Source organism: Acholeplasma laidlawii PG-8A (genome assembly GCF_000018785.1).
Taxonomy (GTDB): Bacteria; Bacillota_I; Bacilli_A; order Acholeplasmatales; family Acholeplasmataceae; genus Acholeplasma; species Acholeplasma laidlawii.
On sequence record NC_010163.1, the window covers coordinates 985,306 to 1,006,711 of the forward strand.

Genomic DNA, 21,406 nt, shown 5'->3' on the forward strand with positions numbered 1-21,406 from the left:
TTATATTGAATAAGTGTTTTATATTTTTATTTTTTATGAATATGACTCATGATATCTTTTTCATCTTCATAGACAATTACACAGTTCGTACACTTTTTGATTTGATCGATGAAATGCCAACTTGCATCAATTTCATCCCATCTCGTAAATAGTGTCTTATGTCCGGTAACAATATCTAAAATGAGTTTTTCATAGGCTTCTGGAATATTCCCTTCAACGGATTCTGAGGTGTTAAAGGATAGTGTAACTTCTTCTAAATTTTCTTTTAATCCAGGTTTTTTAGAGTTTATATTAAGTGCTACACCATCATTTGGTTGAATATGAATTGTTAGTTTATTTGGTAAAATATCTAAATGCCAGTTTTCTTGTTCATCAGTTGGGTAATAAAGTATTTCAATATAAGATTCTTTTTTAGCCAACTTCTTACCAGTTAATATTTCAAATGGAATACCTCTAAAACGTGGTGTATTCACATACGTTTTAAAGTAGACAAATGTTTCTGTATTAGAGTCACTTGGAATATTTTCTTCATCCAAATAGCCCTTATATTGACCAAATACGACACTTTCTTGATCAATTTCAAGACTTCTTAAGACTTTTACTTTTTCATCTTTAATGTAATCTGATTGATATTTTTTAGGTGCATCCATTGCAACTAAGGATAATATTTGTAGAAGGTGAGATTGAACCATATCCTTTAAGGCACCAGATGTATCATAATATCCAGCTCTTGATAGGATACATTCCTCTTCTTTTACATGGATTTTAACGGACTGAATAGATTTAGAATCCCAAGTATCTTTTAATATTCTATTAGCAAACCTAACAGTCATTAGATTTTGAATCATCTCTTTACCTAAGTAATGATCAATTCTAAATATTTGAGATTCATCAAAGTAGTTCCATAACATATCATTAACTGCCATTGCTGAATCTAAATCATGTCCAAATGGTTTTTCAAATACTAAGACTTGGTTTGGATTTTTATATTCTATCAGCTTCGATTGAGATACGTTTTTAGACACAGTTTTTAATATTTCAGGACCTATTGCCATATAATAAATTTCTTTAGTATCTGGTTTTAACATCGGCTCAATAAATTTTTGAAGGTTTACATAGTCTTGAGGTTCGGTGATTTGTATTTCATAATACGTTAAAATCTTATTTAAAGTCACCATATCTAACTTTTTAGTTGTGTGCTTTTGAATGTATTCTAAATAAGCTTTTGTATCAAAATCACGACGGCCTAGTGCAATGACTTGTAGGTTTTGTGTAATATTATTTGAGTTATATAGTGCAGTAATTGCAGGTAATAACTTTCTTGCAGTTAAGTCACCTGTAGAACCAAATATAACAATAATTAAGTCTTTTTTCATTTTTTCTTCTTATATACTGCATGTCCACCAAATTCATTACGCATTGCAGCTACCACTTTCTCGCTAAATTTGTGCTCATCTCTTGATTTGTATCTTGTAAATAAGGATTGTGCAATGACTGGAATAGCTACCTCTAAATTAAGTGCTTCCTCAACCATCCATTTACCTTCACCACTATCATCAATACGACCTTGTATTTCACTTAATTTAGCATCTTTACTAAATGCATTGCCAATATAACCTACAAGTGCAGATTCAATGATAGATCCACTGTTCCATACTTTAGTTAGACGCTCATAATCTACATCAAAATTAGAGGCTTCAATTAACTCAAAACCTTCACCAATAGCTTGCATCATGCCGTATTCTATACCATTATGAACCATCTTAACAAAGTGACCACTACCTGGACCACCCATATAGCCATAACCGTCTTTAGCAGATACATCATGATATACCGGTTTTAAATATTCAAATACTTCTTTAGTTCCACCAACCATTAAACAAGCACCATATCTAGCACCTTCAGTACCACCTGAGGTACCAACATCAACAAAATCAATGTCTAACTCTTTAAGTTTGTTGTAGCGTTCTATCGATTTATTAAAGTTAGAGTTTCCACCATCAATAATAATATCTTTTTCATTTAAATAAGGAATCACTTGTTCAATAACTTGATCTACTAACCCATTTGGTATCATAAGCCAAACAATCAATCTTGCATGATCTTTTCTTACTAAAAAACTAGCTAATTCATCATGTGTTTCAATACCAGCCTTATTTAATTGTGCTCTAGCTTGATCATTTAAATCAAAACCAATCACTTCATGTTTCTTATCTTTTAAGTTTAATGCCAAATTTGCACCCATTTTCCCTAAACCAATTAAATGAATTCTCATATTTGACTCCTTTTTATTTTTATTCTATATGTTATTTTAACACAGGATGTATCTTTATATTTTATATAAACTCTTTATGCCAGTAAAATGATTGCTGCAATGATAAAGTAACTTCCTAGTGCAAAAAAGTCATTGATTGTGGTAATTAGTGGACCGCTTGCCGCTTTTTCATCTAGATTAAACTTGCGCAGTATCATCGGTGTTAGGACACCAAATAGTGCAGATAAAACCATAGATATAAATATAGATAATGATACAACCAGTGCAACCAAGTTCATATCTGTATAGGTATTAGGTAGGATGTTTAAAAACGCATAGACAAATCCACCACCTATAACACCTGAAATCAAACCATTTAAGAAGCCAATCCCAAGTTCAAAAAAGACATCTTTTTTGAATAATTGGGGTTGATTCTGTAGTTTTAAAATGGATACAGCAATACTTTGAGTACCAATGTTACCTGCCATACCAAGTATAAGTGGTTGAAATAAAATAAGCGCAACATTCGTTTCTAGAACATTACTAAATCCAGAAAGAGCACTTACTATCATAATATTTAATAAAGCACATATCACTAGCCAAGGTAAACGGTTCATAGAGCGCTTTAAAGCGGAATCAGTATCACTTATTGTATGAGCTTTAACTAAACTCGTAATGGTTTCTGTATGTAATTCATCCATAATCGTTAAGGCATCATCTAATAAGATAATACCAATTTGTTTATGGTCATGATCAAGTACTGGAATGATTTCTATATCATAGTCTCTAATCTTTTTAATAGCAAGTTCAATTGGGTCATCTGAATATACAAAAGGATATTGATCATTGATGAGTTTTTCTAGACTTTGATTTGCTCTTGCAATTATCAGTTCTTGAAGTGGAATAGCACCTTTATATAAATCATCTTGGTCATGGAAAAAGATAACATCAAGTTCATCTTTTTCAGTGACTTCTGTTGTCACATAATGTGTTGCTTCTTTTACAGTTAATGTATTGGATAGATTGACAAAGTGTGGAGATGATAAGGCACCTGATGAGTCTACTTCATAGGTAAATAACTGCATAATTTCATTCTTAGTTTTTTCTTGCAATAAAGAGATGATAAATATTTGTTTTTGAACCTCATGTAAATCAATAAATGCTTTAATATCTTCAGTATCTAAAAACTTTAACATGGATTGTTTTTGCTCTTTTGTAAGTTCATCAAAAAACTCTATTTGAATGTCTTCGTCCAGTAATACAAATACATGTTTAAACATTTTAACACCGAGTGCTTGAAAGATTTTCATACGGTAGTCTTCATGGTCTTTAAATACTGTAGCAATATCAGAAGCATGATACTTTTGAAGCTGTACTTTTAACTTTTGTACAGATGCATTTAAGTCAATATTACGCATGGATTATCCCTCCTAGTAGTAAAGTAGCTAGACCAAAATAAATGACTAGGCATAAAACATCAATAATTGTAGTAATAAAAGGACCAGATGAGGAAGCAGGGTCAAAGTTGAGTTTGCTTAATATAAAAGGAACTAAAAACCCTATAATAGGTGCAAGTATTACTATAATCCAAATAGTTAAACTTACAACAATACTTACTAATAAAGGGGACTCCACTTTCATTAAATCACTTAAAATATAGGCTGCAATAAACGCTAAAATACCTAGTGCTAACCCAATTATCATTCCTGATAATGCTTCTTTTAAGCCGTCCTTAATTGAAACTCCTTCTTTACTCGTTAGTCCAACTAATGTAACAGCAAGTGTTTGGTGGGCAACATTACCGCCAGAATCTAATAGCAGTGGTTGGAATAATGCAAGTATTACGACACTTGTTAGAATTTCTTCGTAATTTGAAGTAATCAAAGCAAGTGGTATACTTAAAAGCATCATAATTATTAACCAAGGTAATCTTCTAAGCGCACTATTAAATACATTTGTTTTAACATCGGTATCCGGTAGAAGCGATAGTTTTTCAATATCTTCTACTGCTTCATCACGGTAGATATCAAGTAAGTCGTCGGTTGTAATTGCTCCAATGATTTTTTGTTCATCATTTAATACTGCAACATCATAAGCACCATAATACTTCATATGTTTGATGATGACATCGACATCATCAAACACATTGAGTACTGGTTCTTTTTTGAGAATATCTTGGGCAGTTAAAGGGCTTTTTGCTCTTACTAGAGTTTTGAGTGCAATTTGACCTAGATATTTCGATTCATTATCTGTTACAAATATTGTTTTAACACTCTTTAAGTCTGCTGCGCTTTTAATGAGCTTTTTAGTAATATCTTTGACATCATTTGTACCTTCTACAAACAATATGTCATTATTCATATAAGCACCAGCTGTATATTCCTTATATTGGATTAAGTTTATTACAGGATCACTAGCATCTAGTTCATTAATAAGTTCTAGTCTCTCTGATTTACCAAACTCATTAATAATATCGGCAGCATCATCGGGCTCAAGATTTTGTACGACTAATACTTGTTCCTCTAAGCTTTGAGTTTGGAGTAGTTCTGCTGCATGTTCCGGTTCTAGGTATGACAAAACATCAGCAAACTGCTCTGTAGGTAGAATTTGCTTTAATCTTTCTTGATATTCAGGTTTTAATTCTTTGAAGATTTCTACAATATCAAAACTGTGCATTTCTTCTAATGCTTGAAGGATATCCTTATCAGAAGCATCATTTAAAAGCATATCTTTAATATCCATATTTACACATCCCTTTAATTCTTCAACCGTTATTTTTATTACTAAAATTTGGTAAAGTCTTCTATTATCAATGATATCATTTTTAAGCCCCATTTGTCCATTATGCTGTATGATGTTATTTTTTTATTGTTCTATCTAGTTCGGTTCTTCTTTGTTATACAAAGGTTTAATAAAACGAGTGTAAATTTACATATTATTTCGTCTTAGCATGTTAAAATAAATATAACAATACTTGAGAGGAAATTAAAATGAATAAATCACAACAAAGTAGAATATTTGTTGCTAGCGCACTGTTCATACTACTGATAGCTGCTTCGTTTATTTTTGGAGCGACTGTTTTTATTGTGGGCGCACTGGCAATACTCACGTCTTTCGTGGTAGAAATACTTAGCACAAAAGCTAGAAAAGAAACTTTTGATTGGACAAGTTTCTGGATCACACCACTTGTTATTACACTACTTACAACACCAACGATCATTGATCAAGTTTGGATGGTAAGTATTGCTACAGCATTTGGGGTATTCTTTGCAAAATCCATATGGGGTGGGCAAGACAAGAACGTATTTAATCCAGCCATGGTTGGATTAATCTTCATTGCACTTGCATTTCCAATTTATGTTAATAATTTTCTAGAACCAGTATCTGGTTTGGCTTCTCCTCAGACTTTAGCTACAATCTTTAAAAATAGTCCAGGGCAAATCATGACTACCTATTCCTTATGGGATGTCTTACTAGGAAACTATGCTGGAGCAATCGGTACTACATTTAAGTTGGGTATCATTATATTAGGTTTACTCATGATGGTTGTAAGAATATCTGATTGGCGTATTCCACTAACCTTTGTAGGTACATATTTTGTATTATCACTCATCAATGGTTTTACAAAAACAGGTGTTAATCCATTTATGTATGCAACTTACTCTATTTTAATGGGACACTTAATGTTTGCTGTCATGTTTGTTTCTACAGACCCACAAACTGCACCATTATACAATAAGGGTAAATTCATCTATGGAATTGGATTAGGATTTATCACTTGGATTATTCAAAATATTTGGGTTTTCAATCCTCTTGCACCAAATACTGAAGGTATTATCTATTCTGTAACATTCATGAATGCTGTTGTAGGCTTAATTGATGTATGGACTGTACCTAAAGTAAAAGATATTCCTAACCTCGAGGAGGTAGCTATATGAAAAAATATATTAGTATGTTAAGTTTCGTTCTTATCATGGGTATTGTATCTTCTGTTATTTTAATGGGTGCAGATATGATCACACGTGATAGAATTGCTAAAAATGCAGAATATGCTTGGAAAACAGCTATATTAACGCATCATAATGTTGATTATACTGATGCAAACTTCGACGAAGTATTTCTAGAAACTTTTGAAGAAAGAACTGCAGAAGACACTAATGGTAAGACAAGATACTTATATGTTCATAACCAAACTGGTGCAGTGAGTTATCAGTTCAGCGGTGGTGGCTTATGGGATACCATAGCTGGTGTTATTACATTAGAAAGTGATTTCCAAACAATTGTTCAAATCACTGTTACTAAACAAGGAGAAACTCCAGGTTTAGGTGGTATTGTTGCAGAAAAACCTTATCTAGATAATTATGCTGGTAAGAAATTTGATGAATCCTTAGGGTTGGTGGCTGTTAAATCAGAACCTACTACAGATTATGAAGTAGATGCAATTACCGGTGCTACTGGTACTTCTAATGCTTTTGTTGGTCTATTAAGTGTTGAATACCGCACTATGTTAGGTTTATTTGGAGATGTAAATCCATTATCCGTTGCTATGAAAGCTATTATGACTCATAATGATGTCGAGTTTACTGGCGAAAACTTTGAAAATGTATTTGCTCAAAACTTCGAAACAAATACAATCGATGAATTAACACTATATACTCACAAAGTAAATGGCAACGTAAGTTTCACATTTACTGCTGGCGGATTTAACGGTCCAATTGATGCAGTTGTGACACTTGATCCACTATTCGAAACAATTCTAGGTATCAAAGTACTTTCTCAATCAGAAGGTTGGGGCGCAGTTATTCAAACAAACCCAGCAGTATTAGAATACTTTGTAGGTAAGAAATTTGCACCTGACTTCGAATTATCTGATGATTTTGATGGTTTCGGTGGTGCTACAACGACTAGAAAGAATTTCGTATTAGGACTTAATGAAGCAAGAGATTTATATTATTCAATCTTTATTGATGGTGTAGATCCAAACATGGTTTGGAAACAAGCCCTTCTAACTAATAATGGTATTACTTCTACTGAAGCAGATTATAAGACATTATTCAATCAAACATTTACTGTTGAAACACAAGGTGATTTAACACTTTATAGAAATAACGCAGACCAAAATATTAGTATGTTATTTGAAACAGACGGTTTTGGTGGTGTTATTAAGGGTGTATTAACACTTGAAAATGATTTTTCAACAATTGTTTATATTACAATTTATCAACAATCCGAAACTTGGGGAGCTCGTATCCAAAATAACGCGGAATTCTTTGATGCTTATGTAGGTAAGAAGTTTGCTCCAACTATCTCATTTGTAGAAACTCCAGCAACCGATTCTGAAATCGTTGATGGTTATGGTGGTGCAACTACAACTAAAGGCGCTATGCTTGAGATATTAAATTCAGTACGTGATACATATTACACTGCGTTCTTCGATCCAAACATGGTTTGGAAAAAAGCAATGCTTGCAAATAACGGTGTTGAATCTACTGACTTAAATTATGAAACATTATTTGATACAACATTTAATGTAGAAACTTCTGGTGACTTAACATTATATACAAATAAGACAAATCAAAATGTAAGTTTCACATATGAAACAACAGGTTTTGTAGGTGACATTAAAGGTGTTATAACACTAGCTAGTGATTTTGAAACAATTGTTCGTATCAGTGTTTATGAACAACATGAAAAATGGGGTGCACGTATTCAAACAACCCTAACATTCTTTGATGCTTATGTTGGTAAGAAATTCTCACCAACAATCTCATTTGTAGAAACACCAACAACAGATTCTGAAATTGTTGATGGTTATGGTGGAGCTACTACAACTAAGGCTTCTATGTTAAACATTTTAAATGAGACAGTAGCAGCATACAAATTAGCATTTGCGGTGGAGGCATAATATGGAAAACAATCAATCAATCTTACCTAAACCAAGTCGCTGGTTAAGACTCCAATACAAAAAATGGTTTCTCATACTTAAAAATGGTATTTCAGAAGAAAACCCAATTATTGTCTCAGTATTAGGTATCTGTTCAGCACTTGCTGTTACAAATAGAGTAGAAAATGCAATCGTCATGGGTATTGGTGTTACATTCGTTATCATGGCTTCTTCTATGATGGTCTCTATGATGCGTAATCTCATCCCTTCAAAGGTACGTATGGTAGCTTTCATGGTTATTATTTCAATGTTTACTATCGTAGTTCAAATGTTCTTACAAGCATTCCTACCTGTAGTTGCTGCAAACCTTGGTGCATATACTGGTTTAATTATCACAAACTGTATTGTTATGGGTAGAGCAGAAGCATTTGCTATCAAAAATCCTGTTAAATATACTATTATTGACGGTTTTGCTAACGGTATGGGTTATACCTTAGTATTAATTGCAATCGCTGCAGTTCGTGAGCCTTTAGCATTTGGAACATTCCTTGGTATGAGTATCCCTGGTTTTGATAACTGGATTAACTGGAACGTTATGGCGTTAGCACCTGGTGGTTTCTTCGTATTAACCTTATTAGCATGGTTAGTGCGTACATTAACCAAGAAATATGAAGAAGCGTAGGAGGAGATAAAACATGGAATTAATTGAATTATTCTTAGCATCAATACTATCAAATAACATCGCCTTGATCTTCATTTTAGGGATGTGTTCATTAATCGCTGTATCTACATCCATTAAAAACTCCGTCAACATGGGTGTTGCAGTTATCTTTGTTGTTACAATCACAGCTATAATTAACTGGCCAATTTATGAATTACTTAAAGCAACTGGTACAGAACAATTAGCATTATTAGTATTTATTATTGTTATTGCAGCATTTGTACAATTCTTAGAAATGTTCTTAGCTAAATATTTTCCAAAGATTTACGAATCATTTGGTATATTCTTACCACTAATTACTGTTAACTGTATCGTATTATCTGTATCACTGTTTTTCCAACAAAGAAATTATGACTTCTTACAAACAACCGTATTTGCATTCGGTTCTTCAGTTGGTTGGACATTTGCAATGATCTTACTTGCAGGTGTTAGACAAAAAATGTACCGCGTATCTAACCTTCCAAAAGGTTTACGTGGTCGCGCGATTGCATTCTTAATTTTAGGGATCTTAGCATTAGCATTCATTGGCTTTACCGGTATCGGTAGAGTGTCATTTTAGGAGGAAACTATGGATCCATTATATACACCAATAATTCTTATTGGTTTACTCATCGTTGTTACACTTGTAGTTATCTTAGTTGATAAATTACTCGGTGGTGGTGGTGAACGTAAAATCACTGTTAATAAAGATAATGTCATTACAATCTCTGGTAGAGAAACAGCATTAAATGCATTAACTAATAATAAAATTTTCTTACCTTCTTCTTGTGGTGGTAAAGCTACTTGTGGTACATGTAAATTTAGATTAGTTGACTGGCATGAAGCTCCAAAACCTACAGAAATACCATTCTTATCAAAAGATGAAATTAGCGAAGGCGTTCGCTTATCATGTCAAGTGGTTGTCACTGAAGACATGCAAGTTGAAGTACCACCTTCCGTATTAAATGTTAAACCTTTCTATGGTAAAGTCGTTGAAGTTGAGCAATTAACACACGATATTAGACGTATTAAATTCGAAATGAAAGAAGATTTCGTATTCAAACCAGGACAATACTTACAAATCGAAGTACCTGGTATTGAAACAACGAGAGCATACTCTATTGCATCAAATCCAAATGATTTAAGACACCCTGAGGTAATTATTCGTTTAGTACCAGGCGGTGTTGCAACTAAGTTTATTCATAAAGCTTTAGTTATAGGCGATACATTAAAAATTACAGGTCCATTTGGTGACTTCTTCTTACAAGAAGAGTCTACTCGCCCAATCATTATGATTGCTGGTGGTTCTGGTAAAGCTCCAATTCGTTCAATTATCTATAAATTAATTGAACAAAACATGCCAAGAAAAGCACAATACTTCTTTGGTGCAAGAACTAAAAAAGATTTATATTATACTAAAGAATTCAAAGATGTTGAAGCGATGTATCCAAACTTCAAATATATTCCAGCTTTATCTACACCACTTCCAGAAGATGAGTGGGATCTAGATATCGGTCTTATTACAGAAGTTGTTGCAAGACACACTGGTGATCTAAGTGGTCACGAAGCATATCTTTGTGGATCTCCTGGTATGATCGATGCATGTATTAAAGTATTAAGAGAAAAAGGTATGCCTGAAGAACATATCTACTTCGATAAATTCTAATTTTAAAGGTGAGCTTAATGCTCACCTTTTTATTTTATGATATTCAGCTTATAAAAAAACTCACCTTATTTTGGGTGAGTTTTATAATCATTTTTGACTATCTAATTGTTTTTTTAAGATAAGATCTTTAGATTTCATGATACGTATTGTATTAGATAATTCTGCCTCGTTAATTTTCATTCGAACAACTTTAATGTCTTCCATAATTTCAGGAATTAGAATATGTTCAATCGCGTTTACACGGCGCTTAGTCTTTTCAATTTCTCTTATCAAGATACGGACTCTTTTATCCATTGCAGCAAGTTCAATAAACTTATCTAAATTACTTGCTAGATTTAGGACAATATCATCTAATATTGGATGTGTACCATGAAATGAGTACGTGATTTGAGGCTTTATAGTTTCTTTAATCTCAATTTTAGGTACTGTAACACTCATGACGGACTCTTTTTTATATTCAAGTTCTAGCGTTGTTGCAGGTACTAGAAATTTTTCACGTAATTCAGATTCATAATGAAACGCTTTAGCACTATCATACTTATCTAAGGCATCCAACCATTTATCTTCAACAAGCGTGCGTAAGACTTTATATTGTTCAACCAGTTTTAAAAATTGGCGCATCATCTCATCTTGTTTATCCTTTAAAAGACGATGTCCCTTTCTTGTTGTAGCTAGTTGATTTTTTAATCTTGTAAGCTCCATTCTTGTTGCATTAGCGATATTTGGCATTGAAATTACTCCTTAACTTTGTAGTATTTATCTAAGCGTTTATTAGAAATACGTTTCAATTCAGATCTTGGTAGAATATTTAATAATTTCCAACCTAGATCAAGTGTTTCTTCGATAGTTCTATTGGATTCATATCCTTGAGATAAGTATTCTTTTTCAAACTTATCTGCAAATACTGCATAGAGTTTATCTGTATCAGATAATGCAGATTCACCGAGTACAGTTGCTAATTCTTTAGCTTCTTTACCACGTGCATAACTTGCAAATAATTGGTTTAATGTATCAGAGTGATCATCTCTTGTTTTACCTTCACCAATACCTTTATCTTTTAGACGAGATAAAGATGGTAAAACATCCACTGGTGGTTGTATACCTTTTTGATGTAAGCTTCTAGATAAAATAACTTGACCTTCTGTAATATATCCTGTTAAGTCAGGAATTGGGTGGGTCTTATCATCTTCTGGCATGGTAAGGATAGGTAATTGCGTAATAGAGCCTTTTTTGCCCTTTACACGACCTGCACGCTCATATAAAGACGAAAGGTCAGTATACATATAACCAGGGTAACCACGACGTCCTGGCACTTCTTTTCTCGCTGCTGAAATTTCTCTTAAGGACTCTGCATAGTTTGTAATATCAGTCATGATAATTAAAACGTGCATATCTAATTCATAAGCTAAATACTCAGCTGCTGTAATTGCCATACGAGGGGTTGCAATACGTTCAACTGCCGGGTCATTTGCAAGGTTTACAAACATGACTGTTCTATCGATTGCACCTGATTTTTTAAATTCCTCAATAAAGAAGTTTGACTCTTCAAATGTAATACCAATTGCAGCAAATACTACTGCAAAGTTATCCGTTGTACCAACAACTTTTGCATTTCTAGCAATCATTGCAGCTAGTTTATTATGAGGTAGTCCTGATCCTGAAAAGATTGGTAATTTTTGTCCACGAACAAGTGTATTTAATCCATCAATGGATGAAACTCCTGTTTGAATAAACTCAGATGGATAGTCTCTAGCTACCGGGTTTAGTGGTATACCATTAATATCCATTTTCATTTCTGGAATGATTTTACCTTTACCATCTTTAGGTTCACCCATACCACTAAAGATACGGCCTAAAATGAGTGGAGATAAATCAAGTTCTAAACCATGACCTAAGAATACTGCTTTAGCATCTTCTATTTTTAATCCTTGACTGGATTCAAATAATTGAACTAACGCTTTATCTTGATCAATTTCTAGGACACGCCCATATCTGGTCGTACCATTAGCTAGTTTAACACGCACTGTTTCATCATACTTAACATTTTCAGTATGTGTTACAAGCATTAAGGGTCCAACGACTTCTTTGATTGTTTTATATTCTCTATTCGACATCGTTTTACTCCTTTCTTAAACCGCTAAATTGTTGATGCATCTCTTTAACGACCTCTTCATATGTGTTTAGCATATCTTTTTCTTCAACATACTTAAAGCGTCCAATTTGTTCTTTCACAGCTAAGCGTTCAATATCTTTAAAAGACATTTCATGTTCAATTGCGTGAACTGCTAAGTCGTTAAATAAAATAATCATATCTAATAATCTAAATTGTTTATCTAATGATGAGTACGTATCAATTGGATCAAATGCATTTTGATGTAAATAGTCTTCACGAATCATTTGAGCTACTAATAATTTTAAACGATCTGATGCACCTAGTGAATCTACCCCTACAAGTCTTACAATTTCTTGGAGTGAAGCTTCTTCTTGTAAAAGCGTTGAAACAAAACTTACATGGTGTGTCCAATTTTTATCTACATTTGTGTTAAAGAAGTCTCTAATCTGTTCATCGTATAATGAATAAGATTTTAACCAATCAATTGCAGGGAAGTGACGTCTATATGCAAGTGATGCAGATAAGCCCCAAAACACTTTAACAATTCTTAGAGTTGCTTGTGATACTGGTTCTGATGTATCCCCACCTGGAGGGGAAACAGCTCCAATAGCGGTAATTGCACCAGTTCTTGCCTTTGAACCAAGTGTTTCAACTAAACCTGCACGTTCATAGAATTCTGCAATTCTTGAACCTAAATAAGCAGGATAACCTTCTTCACCTGGCATTTCTTCTAATCTTGAAGACATTTCACGTAAGGCTTCAGCCCAACGTGATGTAGAGTCCGCCATAATAGCTACTTTATAGCCCATATCTCTAAAGTATTCAGCAATTGTAATACCTGTATAGATACTAGCCTCTCTCGCAGCAACTGGCATGTTTGAGGTGTTTGCGATTAATACAGTACGTTTCATAAGTGGCTGCCCTGTTCTAGGATCTTTTAATTCAGGGAACTCCATAAGTACGTCAGTCATCTCATTTCCACGTTCACCACAACCAATGTACACAATAATATCTGCATCAGCCCATTTTGCTAATTGGTGTTGAACTACAGTTTTTCCACTACCAAAAGGTCCAGGGATTGCTGCAATACCACCGATAGCAATCGGGAATAACGTATCAATAACACGTTGTCCTGTAACCATTGGTTGCGTTGGTGCTATTTTTTTATTATATGGTCTTTTAATACGTACTGGCCATGATTGCATCATCTTAAGTGGTAAGATGTCGCCATCATGATCTAGTTCACATACAGTATCAACCACTGTAAATTCACCGGATTTGATTGACTTTACAGTACCACTTAGATTTGGTGGAACCATAACTTTATGAACTACAGATTCCGATTCATGAACAATACCAATAATATCGCCACCTTCTACAATATCCCCAACCTCAACTTGTGGTATAAATTGCCATAGCTTTTCTCTATTTAATTTAGGGATATCAACACCCAGTGGAATACCTTGTCCATGGATTTGATAAATACTATCCAGTGGTCTTTGAATACCATCAAAAATACCACCGATCAAACCAGGTCCAAGTTCAACACTTAATGGTTCATTTGTTAAAAATACAGGTTCACCTGGTCCAATACCAGCAGTTTCTTCATAAACTTGAATCGATGCTAGATCACCACGTAATTCTAAGACTTCACCAATTAATCTTTTGTCAGAAACTCTAACAACATCATAAACTTGAGCTGAACCCATGTTTTTAGCAACAATTAATGGACCTGATACTTTAGTTATAATACCTTGATTTGTCATTTTTTCATGCTCCTTCATATAATTGAAATCCCAATTGATTTTTCAACAAGTAATTTCAATTCGGATAATGTATCTTCATGTTTTAAACCACTTGGTAGTTTTAAAAATATAGGATACATAGACTCTTCATATTTCTCTAATAAAGTTTGAACATAAGCCTCACTAACTGCATCATAGATGATAATTTTACTATCACTTGATGCATATTTGGCAATATGTTCTTCTACATTCTTCAAGTCATTATCAACATAGACGGTTACACCCACACTACGTAGAATAATGAATGACTCATTCGTACTACATGCAACTATTTCTGGCATAATTCATCTACTCCTTAATTTGATAATACTTTTCTTTTAATACACGCATTTCATCTCTTTTTAAAATTGTATAGTGAAGTACTGTTGCAAAACCTAAACTTTGGAAACTCAAATCTTCTAAAAGATTTTGTCTGTAAACATTGAATGCATCATTTAATATATCTAAGAAGTTTGGCTTACCTACATATTTAAATGCATCAGTTAAAGTCACATCAAAGTGAAGACTTAAATACTGTCCTATTTCAGTAAGTGATTTGTCAAACAATTCCATTAGAATATGTTTATCAATCATACCACCACTTAAGATATTCATTTCTAAATATTCTATATTTTTATTGTATTTGATGCTTCTTATCAGTAACATCACATTCAAGATAGTCGTTTCTAATTCAATATATTTTTTGATATAATTATCTGTTTTTTTGTTGAATGAAGTTATGATTCTATCATGTAATATTTTAATCACTCTATCAGAAATACCTTGTGCATCTAATTGAGTTGTCTCTGATTTTATGTGATCTAAAAACGAAATGTCTTCTAAATCAAGTAAACCAGATACTCCATTTAAAATATAATCTTCATATCTTTCTTCATGAAAGTTACTTAAACTATCTGTAAACTTATTATAAGTTAATCCTAGGTGATAGGATTTCATTAGGTTTGATAAAAACAGATGATCAAATGTTAAATATAACACTTTAAAGATGAGATGATCTTTATCCATTAAAGATTCTAAGAATTGACGATGTTTTAATTCTTCTTCTAACATAATGCTGTCAATATTCGTTTCACTGGCACGACCATATTGGTGTGTTTTAAGCAAACTTAAAAAATCTTTTCTAGATATATTTTCAAAACTCTTTAAATGGCTTGGTGATAATAAGTGATCCATAGATCCACTCATTACACCACTAACAAATGAAATATCCATTATTAATTTAACGCCTCATATATAGTTTTTTCATACTTTTTAGTTAGACTCTCAAGTAAATTTTCAAATGAAAAGTTTAAGTCATATAGTTTACCTACAAGCATAAATCCTGATTCGATTTGTGCTGGTGTATGGCTTAATTTTAACTGATAGTCTTTACCTAATTTTTGATTTAATAGATCTGCTTCGACTAAGTCACCCTTCTTAGTTGTTAGAATACTTTGATACATTGCGTATTCTTTCTTATTTACTTGAATTTCTTCTGTTTTATCAATAGCTTGGTTTTGAATAGAACGTACTACATAATTAAAGTAGTCTTCTTTGTTTAAATGCTTTAATTCTTCTTTTAATGCTGTAAAGATGGATTCAATCAGCTGTTGTTTAGATATAGCGACTTCATCTCTTAATGCACGTATACCTTCTTGTTTAGCTTGTTCAACTTGTGCCTTAGCTTTCTGTTGTGCTTTATGAAGTTGAACTTCTAAATCAGCTTTTGCTTCCTCAATTAATCTATGTTTAAGTGCTTCAGACTCATGCTTAGCACTTAAATTTATAGATTCAATAATTGACTGACCTTTTTGTATTATTTTCTCTTCTAATTTTGACATAATAGCCTCTTTAAGCAGGTAATTGTGTCCACATTAAGATGGATACAAGTAATGCTAAGATCGCATAAGTTTCTACTAAGGCTGTCATTGTAATCCCACGTGTTGAGATCTCTGGTCTTTTACCTGTCATTAAAATAGATGCAGCTGACATTTTACCTTGGTAAATAGCTGATACTAAACCAACAAGTGCAATTGGTAATGCTGCTGCAAAATACATTTGACCTTGCATTTCTGTTAATGCGATTGGTGAACCTGTTAACCAACCCATTCTAACTAATAATAATACTGCAACTAAGAATCCATAAATACCTTGTGTACCTGAAAGTGCTTGTAATACTAAAACCTTACCGAACAAATCTGGTTTTTCACTTAATACTCCTGTTGCTGCTCTACCAGCAATAGAAACCCCCATCGCTGAACCAATACCTGCTAAACCTGCTGCTAAGGCAACTCCCATGAGTGCCCAAGTTAAACCGTCAAATGACATAAAAATGAATGGCATATTTTTAATTCTCCTTATTAATTTCTTTATTTTCTTTTAAATTGACTTGATAAACATATTTTAATTGTAGGCTAAATGGTTCAAATAAGTAACCGCCGCCTTCAAAGAATTTTCCGTAAAACTCTAGATATTGTAAACGCCCTGCGTGTACATATGCAGATAACATACCCATAATAAAGTTAAATACGTGCCCTATTAAGTAAATTATGATACCTAATAATATACCTAATACAGGAATAGAACCCCATACCATTTCACCTAGTAAGTTCATTGTATAAGCAATAACTGCAGTGGATAGGGATAATGCTAAAATTCTAGAGTAACTTAAGATATCTGATAAGTAACTTGTTGAGTTATATAGTCCAGCAATAGCTGAAACTATTTTTCCTGGTATAGATTTTTGTTCTCTACCATTTAATAAAATGATAATCAGTACACCTAATCCCATGAGTACATAAGATGTGTAAAGTAAAATATTTTGAATTAAGCTCTCTAGCGGGATAAACGTTGCTGTTATAAATAGACTTAATCCTACTAGGATAAATATCCATGAACCTGCATCATTAAGGCCACCTAAGATATCTTTTTGTCGATAACTGTTAATAAGTTTCAGTATTAAACCGTGTACGATATGCACAACACCCAAAATAAGTGAAATGATTAACATCGGAACCGGATCATTTATCGGATCTAATAATGGAGTGAAGATGGTTGCTCCAAAGAAGGATCCAAATAATATACCTGCACCTATTGAAGTGACACCTGAATAACAAAATATTTTAACCAAATCTTTTGTTGCACCTCTTAGTTTTCCAAATTTGAGTAATAAACCAAATGCAACAATCATCACAAGCCCATAACCAATATCTCCCATCATGATACCAAAGATTAACCAGTACCAAAAACTCATAGATGGGTTCGGGTCTACTTCAGAAGCAGATGGTGTTGAAAATTGGTTGGTAATATATTCATAAGGTTTAACAAATCCATTATTCTTTAACGCTGTAGGCACCGACTCGTCTGAAAGTGCATCACGTGCTTCTAATTCAAAAACAAAGTTCTTATCATTTAATATTGTCTTGATGTCTTCTACTTGATCACCTCTAACCCAACCTTCTACATAGACTGTTGTTTCAGTACTTAAAAGTTCAATTTGTAATTTTGATTCTTTACTTAAGAGTTGGTCATGTAAAAGTTTTAGTCCACCTAAATCTTTACTAGAATCGATAAAGAATTGTTCTGTTTCCTTCATTTCTTTTTCAATGGATTCTAATTCGGAATTTAAGTCAGTAATCACTTCCATATTTGTCTTATCATAGTTTCTATTAGGTTCAATATTAAAATCCATGGATTCTAGTAAATCTTCTAATCTATCACTTTGATCTTTATCAATCAAGATAGAAACATAATGATAATTATCATCACTACTTAAAATATCTACATATGCCCCTAAAGTATCCATGTGACCTTTAAATGCATCATACTTTTCTTTTTGGATAAATCCTAATACGACTTGTGTAAATCTTAAGGTTTCAATTCTTGATTGACTTACACTTAAATTTTTATATGGTAAAAGTTCCTCATATTTTTCTTTTAAGGACTTTTGAGTTTCTTGTAACTTATAATATGTATTTTGCAAATCTAATATATTTGCTGCAAGTTCTAAGCTATGTTGATCTAAGAGTTCAAATTCAGACTTTGTAACAATCGCGTTATTACCCGTAGATTTTTTTAAATATCTTTCAATAATTTCAATAGCTTTACTCACGCGAATTAAATCTTCTGAAGGTGTAACTGATTTAAAATGCTTTTTATCAGGCATAAAAAGGGCATGCATTTGAAGTTCATTCAAAATTTGCTCCTTATCACTTTCTAGAAAAATTAATTTTACTTTTTGCATTGAAACGATCATTTTGATATTACCTCTTTTTTAAGTAATTCCAAATATTTAGATGTTACATCTTTATAGTCGGTTTCAATTTTTTGGTGTAGTTTATTTTTAGCTACATCATTTTCTTTGGTGATTGCCTCTACTTCTAAATCAGCTTCTTTTTGTAATTGATTCAACTTTTCAAGTTGTGCTTGTTTAAGTGTATCAATTACTTGTTTTGCTTCTAATCTAGCTTTTTCTAGCATGGCTTCTTTTTCTTTTCTTGCATTTAAAATATCTTGCTCTACTTGATTTTCTAATGCAATGATTGCTTCTAGCTTGCTCAAATGCCGTCCTCCTTTATGTATACTTCTCTTTTTTATAAATATTTAATCACTTTAATCATTGTAATAAATAAGATGGTGCCTTCTAAACCCTTTATAAATATTGCAATTTTTTCGTCGTAATACATTTCGTTAATCGAGTTTTTGCACATCTTTATAGTCAAGTTACTATTACCTTATATTTAATTCAATACGCTTTATTTAGTTCAATTTGTCATCTCATTAAACCATTTATTTTCATAAGGATACACATGTTTATAAAACATAGTTTTGACCTTCCTTGACTTTTAAAAAATCGTCTCATATGATTTATATTTTAAGATGAATTTTTTGAATTGTTCTCTCGTTAATCATTGTATCACGTATATAATAATATGGTTTTTATAATGCAATTACATAAGTATCAAATTAATTTACGCATTATCCTTCTCCACCATAAAAAGTAGTTATTTTCCTTGTATATGCACCAGTTTATTGTGTGAATTGCTTTCTTTGTTTACAAGTGCACAAATTTAATATCACCAATTTATATACCAAAACTATTTTAACATATTTATGGAGGTTTTTCATTTAAAATCGGAAAGTTTATTACATAAATTACATCTTCGTATGTAGTTAATTTAAATAAAAATACCCTTAAAACTGAGTTTTTCATCAATCTTTAAAGGGTATTTCATGTTTAAATATGACCAGCTTTAGCTTTAGTGATTTGTTCTCTTAATTCTTTTTCTAATTGAGAGTAATCCACATTTTGTTTTTTAGCTTTTTCACTTGCCTCTTTTTCAATCCTAGTTACAAGTTTAACGGCATCTTCTTTTGATCTTGCCAGTTCTGCACTCATCGCAAATATTCTTAGTAAACGGTCCTTGTAAACAACTGCACCACTTTGAACATATAAATAGAATACAAGATCATTTTGGACGAGTTTGATGAATTCATTATGTACTGTAGTAAGCGTTTGAACGTGTTTATCTAAAATTGCAAACTCGCCTTCTTTTTTTAATATCACAGCATAATCAATTGTTTCTTGGTATTTTATACCTTGTTGTCCAATCACTTCTAATTTCATAGTTTTTTAGCCTTAGCAATTGCATCATCAATCGTACCAACAAGTAAGAATGCTTCTTCAGGTAAATCATCATGTTTACCTTGTAAGATTTCTTTAAATCCCCGAATGGTTTCTCTAATTGGGACGAAACTACCAGTTTGACCGGTAAATCTTTCAGCGACGTGCATATTTTGACTTAAGAAGTTTTGAATACGTCTTGCACGGTGTACAACTAATTTGTCATCATCACTTAATTCATCCATACCTAGGATGGCAATAATATCTAAGAGTTCATGATATCTTTGTAGCATACGTTGTACTTCACGTGCAGTGTCATAATGTTCTTGGCCTACAACAGAAGGTGTAAGTGCTCTAGATGTGGACCCAAGCGGATCAATTGCTGGATATATGCCATCCTCAGTTAGTTTTCTACTTAAGGCTGTAGTCGCATCAAGATGCGAAAAAACTGTTGCTGGAGCAGGGTCTGTGTAGTCATCTGCTGGTACATAGACGGCTTGAATGGAGGTAATAGATCCGTATCTGGTTGATGTAATACGTTCTTGAAGTTTACCCATTTCCGTTGCTAGTGTTGGTTGATAACCAACAGCAGATGGCATTCTTCCAAGTAGGGCTGATATTTCAGAACCTGCTTGAATGTATCTATAAATGTTATCAATAAATAGCAAGACGTTTTGTTTTTCACCATCTCTAAAATACTCCGCAAGGGTAAGTCCTGTTAAAGCAACCCTTAATCTTGCACCCGGTGGTTCATTCATTTGACCAAAGACCAGTGCAGTTTTATCTAAAACACCAGAGTCTTTCATCTCATGATAGAGTTCATGACCTTCACGGACACGTTCACCAACCCCTGTAAAGACAGAAATACCACCATGGTTTTTGGCAACGTTATGTATCATTTCTTGAATTAATACGGTTTTACCAACACCGGCACCACCAAATAAACCAATTTTACCACCTTTAATATATGGGGCAATTAAGTCTATGACTTTGATACCTGTTTCTAAAATTTCAGTTTCTCCGCCTAAATCATGGAAATCAGGAGGTAACTTATGGATTGGCATGTATCTTTTTGTATCTACTTCATCTAGACCATCCATTGGTTTACCTAAAACGTTTAACATGCGCCCTAATACTTTTTTACCTACTGGTACTTTAATTGGAGATAGTGTACCGATAACTTCCATACCACGAGCTAACCCATCGGTTGCTTCAAGTGAGATTGTACGAACCATATGATTTCCTAAGTGGGAAGCCACTTCTAGTGTTCTTGTTTCAGTTTCACTTAATCTAACCTCAAGTGCATCGTTGATATTCGGAAGTTCATCCATAAAAGAAACATCCACAACAGGTCCTATGATCGCTACAATTTTTCCTTTCAT

The 21,406-nt window shown here is 32.9% G+C and carries 20 protein-coding genes; 5 read left to right on the top strand and 15 right to left on the bottom strand.

The window, feature by feature from the left end:
* Nucleotides 1-26: 26 nt before the first annotated feature.
* The 4 genes from zwf to mgtE all read right to left on the bottom strand — a co-directional run bounded on the left by zwf (nt 27) and on the right by mgtE (nt 5,089).
* Entirely contained in the window at nt 27-1,376 is a 1,350-nt protein-coding gene (zwf, locus tag ACL_RS04760) for a glucose-6-phosphate dehydrogenase (RefSeq protein WP_012242903.1), read from the bottom strand.
* Nucleotides 1,373-2,275, bottom strand: a complete 903-nt coding sequence (gene gnd / locus ACL_RS04765) for a phosphogluconate dehydrogenase (NAD(+)-dependent, decarboxylating) (protein ID WP_012242904.1) — start codon at nt 2,273-2,275, stop codon at nt 1,373-1,375. Before gnd ends, zwf begins: the two co-directional genes overlap by 4 nt.
* Before the next feature lie 74 nt (nt 2,276-2,349).
* Nucleotides 2,350-3,672 carry a magnesium transporter gene (locus ACL_RS04770; protein ID WP_012242905.1) on the bottom strand — a complete coding sequence of 441 codons (1,323 nt, stop codon included), beginning with the start codon at nt 3,670-3,672 and terminating at the stop codon, nt 2,350-2,352.
* The gene (mgtE, locus tag ACL_RS04775) at nt 3,665-5,089 is read right to left on the bottom strand and encodes a magnesium transporter (protein WP_012242906.1); all 1,425 of its coding nucleotides are present in this window, start codon (nt 5,087-5,089) and stop codon (nt 3,665-3,667) included. Before mgtE ends, ACL_RS04770 begins: the two co-directional genes overlap by 8 nt.
* A gap of 155 nt (nt 5,090-5,244) precedes the next feature.
* On the opposite strand from mgtE, the gene ACL_RS04780 reads away from it, so the two are divergent.
* Genes ACL_RS04780 through ACL_RS04800 form a run of 5 tightly spaced genes read left to right on the top strand, consistent with a single transcriptional unit; the run spans nt 5,245 to nt 10,504 of the window.
* Complete coding sequence (locus tag ACL_RS04780) at nt 5,245-6,192, top strand: RnfABCDGE type electron transport complex subunit D (protein WP_012242907.1); 948 nt, start codon at nt 5,245-5,247, stop codon at nt 6,190-6,192.
* On the top strand, nt 6,189-8,159 hold the full coding sequence (locus ACL_RS07300; protein WP_012242908.1) for an FMN-binding protein: 1,971 nt from the start codon (nt 6,189-6,191) through the stop codon (nt 8,157-8,159). The genes ACL_RS04780 and ACL_RS07300 overlap by 4 nt, the downstream gene beginning before the upstream one ends.
* Nucleotide 8,160: 1 nt before the next feature.
* Nucleotides 8,161-8,820: an Rnf-Nqr domain containing protein gene (locus ACL_RS04790; RefSeq protein ID WP_012242909.1), complete on the top strand. Its 660-nt coding sequence runs from the start codon at nt 8,161-8,163 to the stop codon at nt 8,818-8,820.
* Nucleotides 8,821-8,833: 13 nt separating this feature from the next.
* A complete protein-coding gene (locus tag ACL_RS04795; RefSeq protein WP_012242910.1) occupies nt 8,834-9,418 on the top strand; it encodes an Rnf-Nqr domain containing protein in 585 nt (194 codons plus the stop codon).
* A 9-nt stretch (nt 9,419-9,427) separates the two neighbouring features.
* Complete coding sequence (locus tag ACL_RS04800) at nt 9,428-10,504, top strand: NADH:ubiquinone reductase (Na(+)-transporting) subunit F (RefSeq protein WP_012242911.1); 1,077 nt, start codon at nt 9,428-9,430, stop codon at nt 10,502-10,504.
* Between the two features lie 87 nt (nt 10,505-10,591).
* Here the strand turns inward: ACL_RS04800 and ACL_RS04805 are convergent, their stop codons facing one another.
* From ACL_RS04805 to atpD, 11 genes are all read right to left on the bottom strand, one after another.
* Nucleotides 10,592-11,233, bottom strand: coding sequence for a V-type ATP synthase subunit D (locus tag ACL_RS04805; RefSeq protein ID WP_012242912.1), 642 nt, complete (start codon nt 11,231-11,233; stop codon nt 10,592-10,594).
* A gap of 5 nt (nt 11,234-11,238) precedes the next feature.
* On the bottom strand, nt 11,239-12,618 hold the full coding sequence (locus tag ACL_RS04810; RefSeq protein WP_012242913.1) for a V-type ATP synthase subunit B: 1,380 nt from the start codon (nt 12,616-12,618) through the stop codon (nt 11,239-11,241).
* Between the two features lie 4 nt (nt 12,619-12,622).
* The gene (locus ACL_RS04815) at nt 12,623-14,383 is read right to left on the bottom strand and encodes a V-type ATP synthase subunit A (protein ID WP_041634129.1); all 1,761 of its coding nucleotides are present in this window, start codon (nt 14,381-14,383) and stop codon (nt 12,623-12,625) included.
* Nucleotides 14,384-14,397: 14 nt separating this feature from the next.
* Nucleotides 14,398-14,703: a V-type ATP synthase subunit F gene (locus ACL_RS04820; protein WP_012242915.1), complete on the bottom strand. Its 306-nt coding sequence runs from the start codon at nt 14,701-14,703 to the stop codon at nt 14,398-14,400.
* Between the two features lie 7 nt (nt 14,704-14,710).
* A complete protein-coding gene (locus ACL_RS04825; protein WP_012242916.1) occupies nt 14,711-15,634 on the bottom strand; it encodes a V-type ATPase subunit in 924 nt (307 codons plus the stop codon).
* A 2-nt stretch (nt 15,635-15,636) separates the two neighbouring features.
* On the bottom strand, nt 15,637-16,242 hold the full coding sequence (locus tag ACL_RS04830; RefSeq protein WP_012242917.1) for a V-type H+-transporting ATPase subunit E: 606 nt from the start codon (nt 16,240-16,242) through the stop codon (nt 15,637-15,639).
* Nucleotides 16,243-16,252: 10 nt separating this feature from the next.
* Nucleotides 16,253-16,744, bottom strand: coding sequence for a V-type ATP synthase subunit K (locus tag ACL_RS04835; RefSeq protein WP_012242918.1), 492 nt, complete (start codon nt 16,742-16,744; stop codon nt 16,253-16,255).
* Nucleotides 16,745-16,748: 4 nt separating this feature from the next.
* Nucleotides 16,749-18,644 carry a V-type ATP synthase subunit I gene (locus tag ACL_RS04840; RefSeq protein WP_158298327.1) on the bottom strand — a complete coding sequence of 632 codons (1,896 nt, stop codon included), beginning with the start codon at nt 18,642-18,644 and terminating at the stop codon, nt 16,749-16,751.
* A gap of 8 nt (nt 18,645-18,652) precedes the next feature.
* A complete protein-coding gene (locus ACL_RS04845) occupies nt 18,653-18,961 on the bottom strand; it encodes a hypothetical protein (RefSeq protein WP_012242920.1) in 309 nt (102 codons plus the stop codon).
* A 676-nt stretch (nt 18,962-19,637) separates the two neighbouring features.
* On the bottom strand, nt 19,638-20,027 hold the full coding sequence (locus tag ACL_RS04850) for a F0F1 ATP synthase subunit delta/epsilon (RefSeq protein WP_012242922.1): 390 nt from the start codon (nt 20,025-20,027) through the stop codon (nt 19,638-19,640).
* Nucleotides 20,024-21,406 (bottom strand): F0F1 ATP synthase subunit beta, encoded by a 1,383-nt coding sequence (gene atpD / locus ACL_RS04855; RefSeq protein ID WP_012242923.1) that lies wholly within the window; start codon nt 21,404-21,406, stop codon nt 20,024-20,026. Before atpD ends, ACL_RS04850 begins: the two co-directional genes overlap by 4 nt.

What these genes read in the sequence shown, in the direction of transcription:
- zwf (WP_012242903.1), bottom strand. Translation starts at nt 1,376, where the DNA reads ATGAAAAAAGACTTAATTATTGTTATATTTGGTTCTACAGGTGACTTA.
- atpD (WP_012242923.1), bottom strand. Translation starts at nt 21,406, where the DNA reads ATGAAAGGAAAAATTGTAGCGATCATAGGACCTGTTGTGGATGTTTCT.
- ACL_RS04820 (WP_012242915.1), bottom strand. Translation starts at nt 14,703, where the DNA reads ATGCCAGAAATAGTTGCATGTAGTACGAATGAGTCATTCATTATTCTA.
- ACL_RS04835 (WP_012242918.1), bottom strand. Translation starts at nt 16,744, where the DNA reads ATGCCATTCATTTTTATGTCATTTGACGGTTTAACTTGGGCACTCATG.
- ACL_RS04800 (WP_012242911.1), top strand. Translation starts at nt 9,428, where the DNA reads ATGGATCCATTATATACACCAATAATTCTTATTGGTTTACTCATCGTT.
- ACL_RS04780 (WP_012242907.1), top strand. Translation starts at nt 5,245, where the DNA reads ATGAATAAATCACAACAAAGTAGAATATTTGTTGCTAGCGCACTGTTC.
- ACL_RS07300 (WP_012242908.1), top strand. Translation starts at nt 6,189, where the DNA reads ATGAAAAAATATATTAGTATGTTAAGTTTCGTTCTTATCATGGGTATT.
- ACL_RS04840 (WP_158298327.1), bottom strand. Translation starts at nt 18,644, where the DNA reads ATGCAAAAAGTAAAATTAATTTTTCTAGAAAGTGATAAGGAGCAAATT.
- ACL_RS04815 (WP_041634129.1), bottom strand. Translation starts at nt 14,383, where the DNA reads ATGACAAATCAAGGTATTATAACTAAAGTATCAGGTCCATTAATTGTT.
- mgtE (WP_012242906.1), bottom strand. Translation starts at nt 5,089, where the DNA reads ATGGGGCTTAAAAATGATATCATTGATAATAGAAGACTTTACCAAATT.
- ACL_RS04770 (WP_012242905.1), bottom strand. Translation starts at nt 3,672, where the DNA reads ATGCGTAATATTGACTTAAATGCATCTGTACAAAAGTTAAAAGTACAG.
- ACL_RS04805 (WP_012242912.1), bottom strand. Translation starts at nt 11,233, where the DNA reads ATGCCAAATATCGCTAATGCAACAAGAATGGAGCTTACAAGATTAAAA.
- ACL_RS04830 (WP_012242917.1), bottom strand. Translation starts at nt 16,242, where the DNA reads ATGTCAAAATTAGAAGAGAAAATAATACAAAAAGGTCAGTCAATTATT.
- ACL_RS04790 (WP_012242909.1), top strand. Translation starts at nt 8,161, where the DNA reads ATGGAAAACAATCAATCAATCTTACCTAAACCAAGTCGCTGGTTAAGA.
- ACL_RS04850 (WP_012242922.1), bottom strand. Translation starts at nt 20,027, where the DNA reads ATGAAATTAGAAGTGATTGGACAACAAGGTATAAAATACCAAGAAACA.
- ACL_RS04825 (WP_012242916.1), bottom strand. Translation starts at nt 15,634, where the DNA reads ATGGATATTTCATTTGTTAGTGGTGTAATGAGTGGATCTATGGATCAC.
- ACL_RS04810 (WP_012242913.1), bottom strand. Translation starts at nt 12,618, where the DNA reads ATGTCGAATAGAGAATATAAAACAATCAAAGAAGTCGTTGGACCCTTA.
- gnd (WP_012242904.1), bottom strand. Translation starts at nt 2,275, where the DNA reads ATGAGAATTCATTTAATTGGTTTAGGGAAAATGGGTGCAAATTTGGCA.
- ACL_RS04795 (WP_012242910.1), top strand. Translation starts at nt 8,834, where the DNA reads ATGGAATTAATTGAATTATTCTTAGCATCAATACTATCAAATAACATC.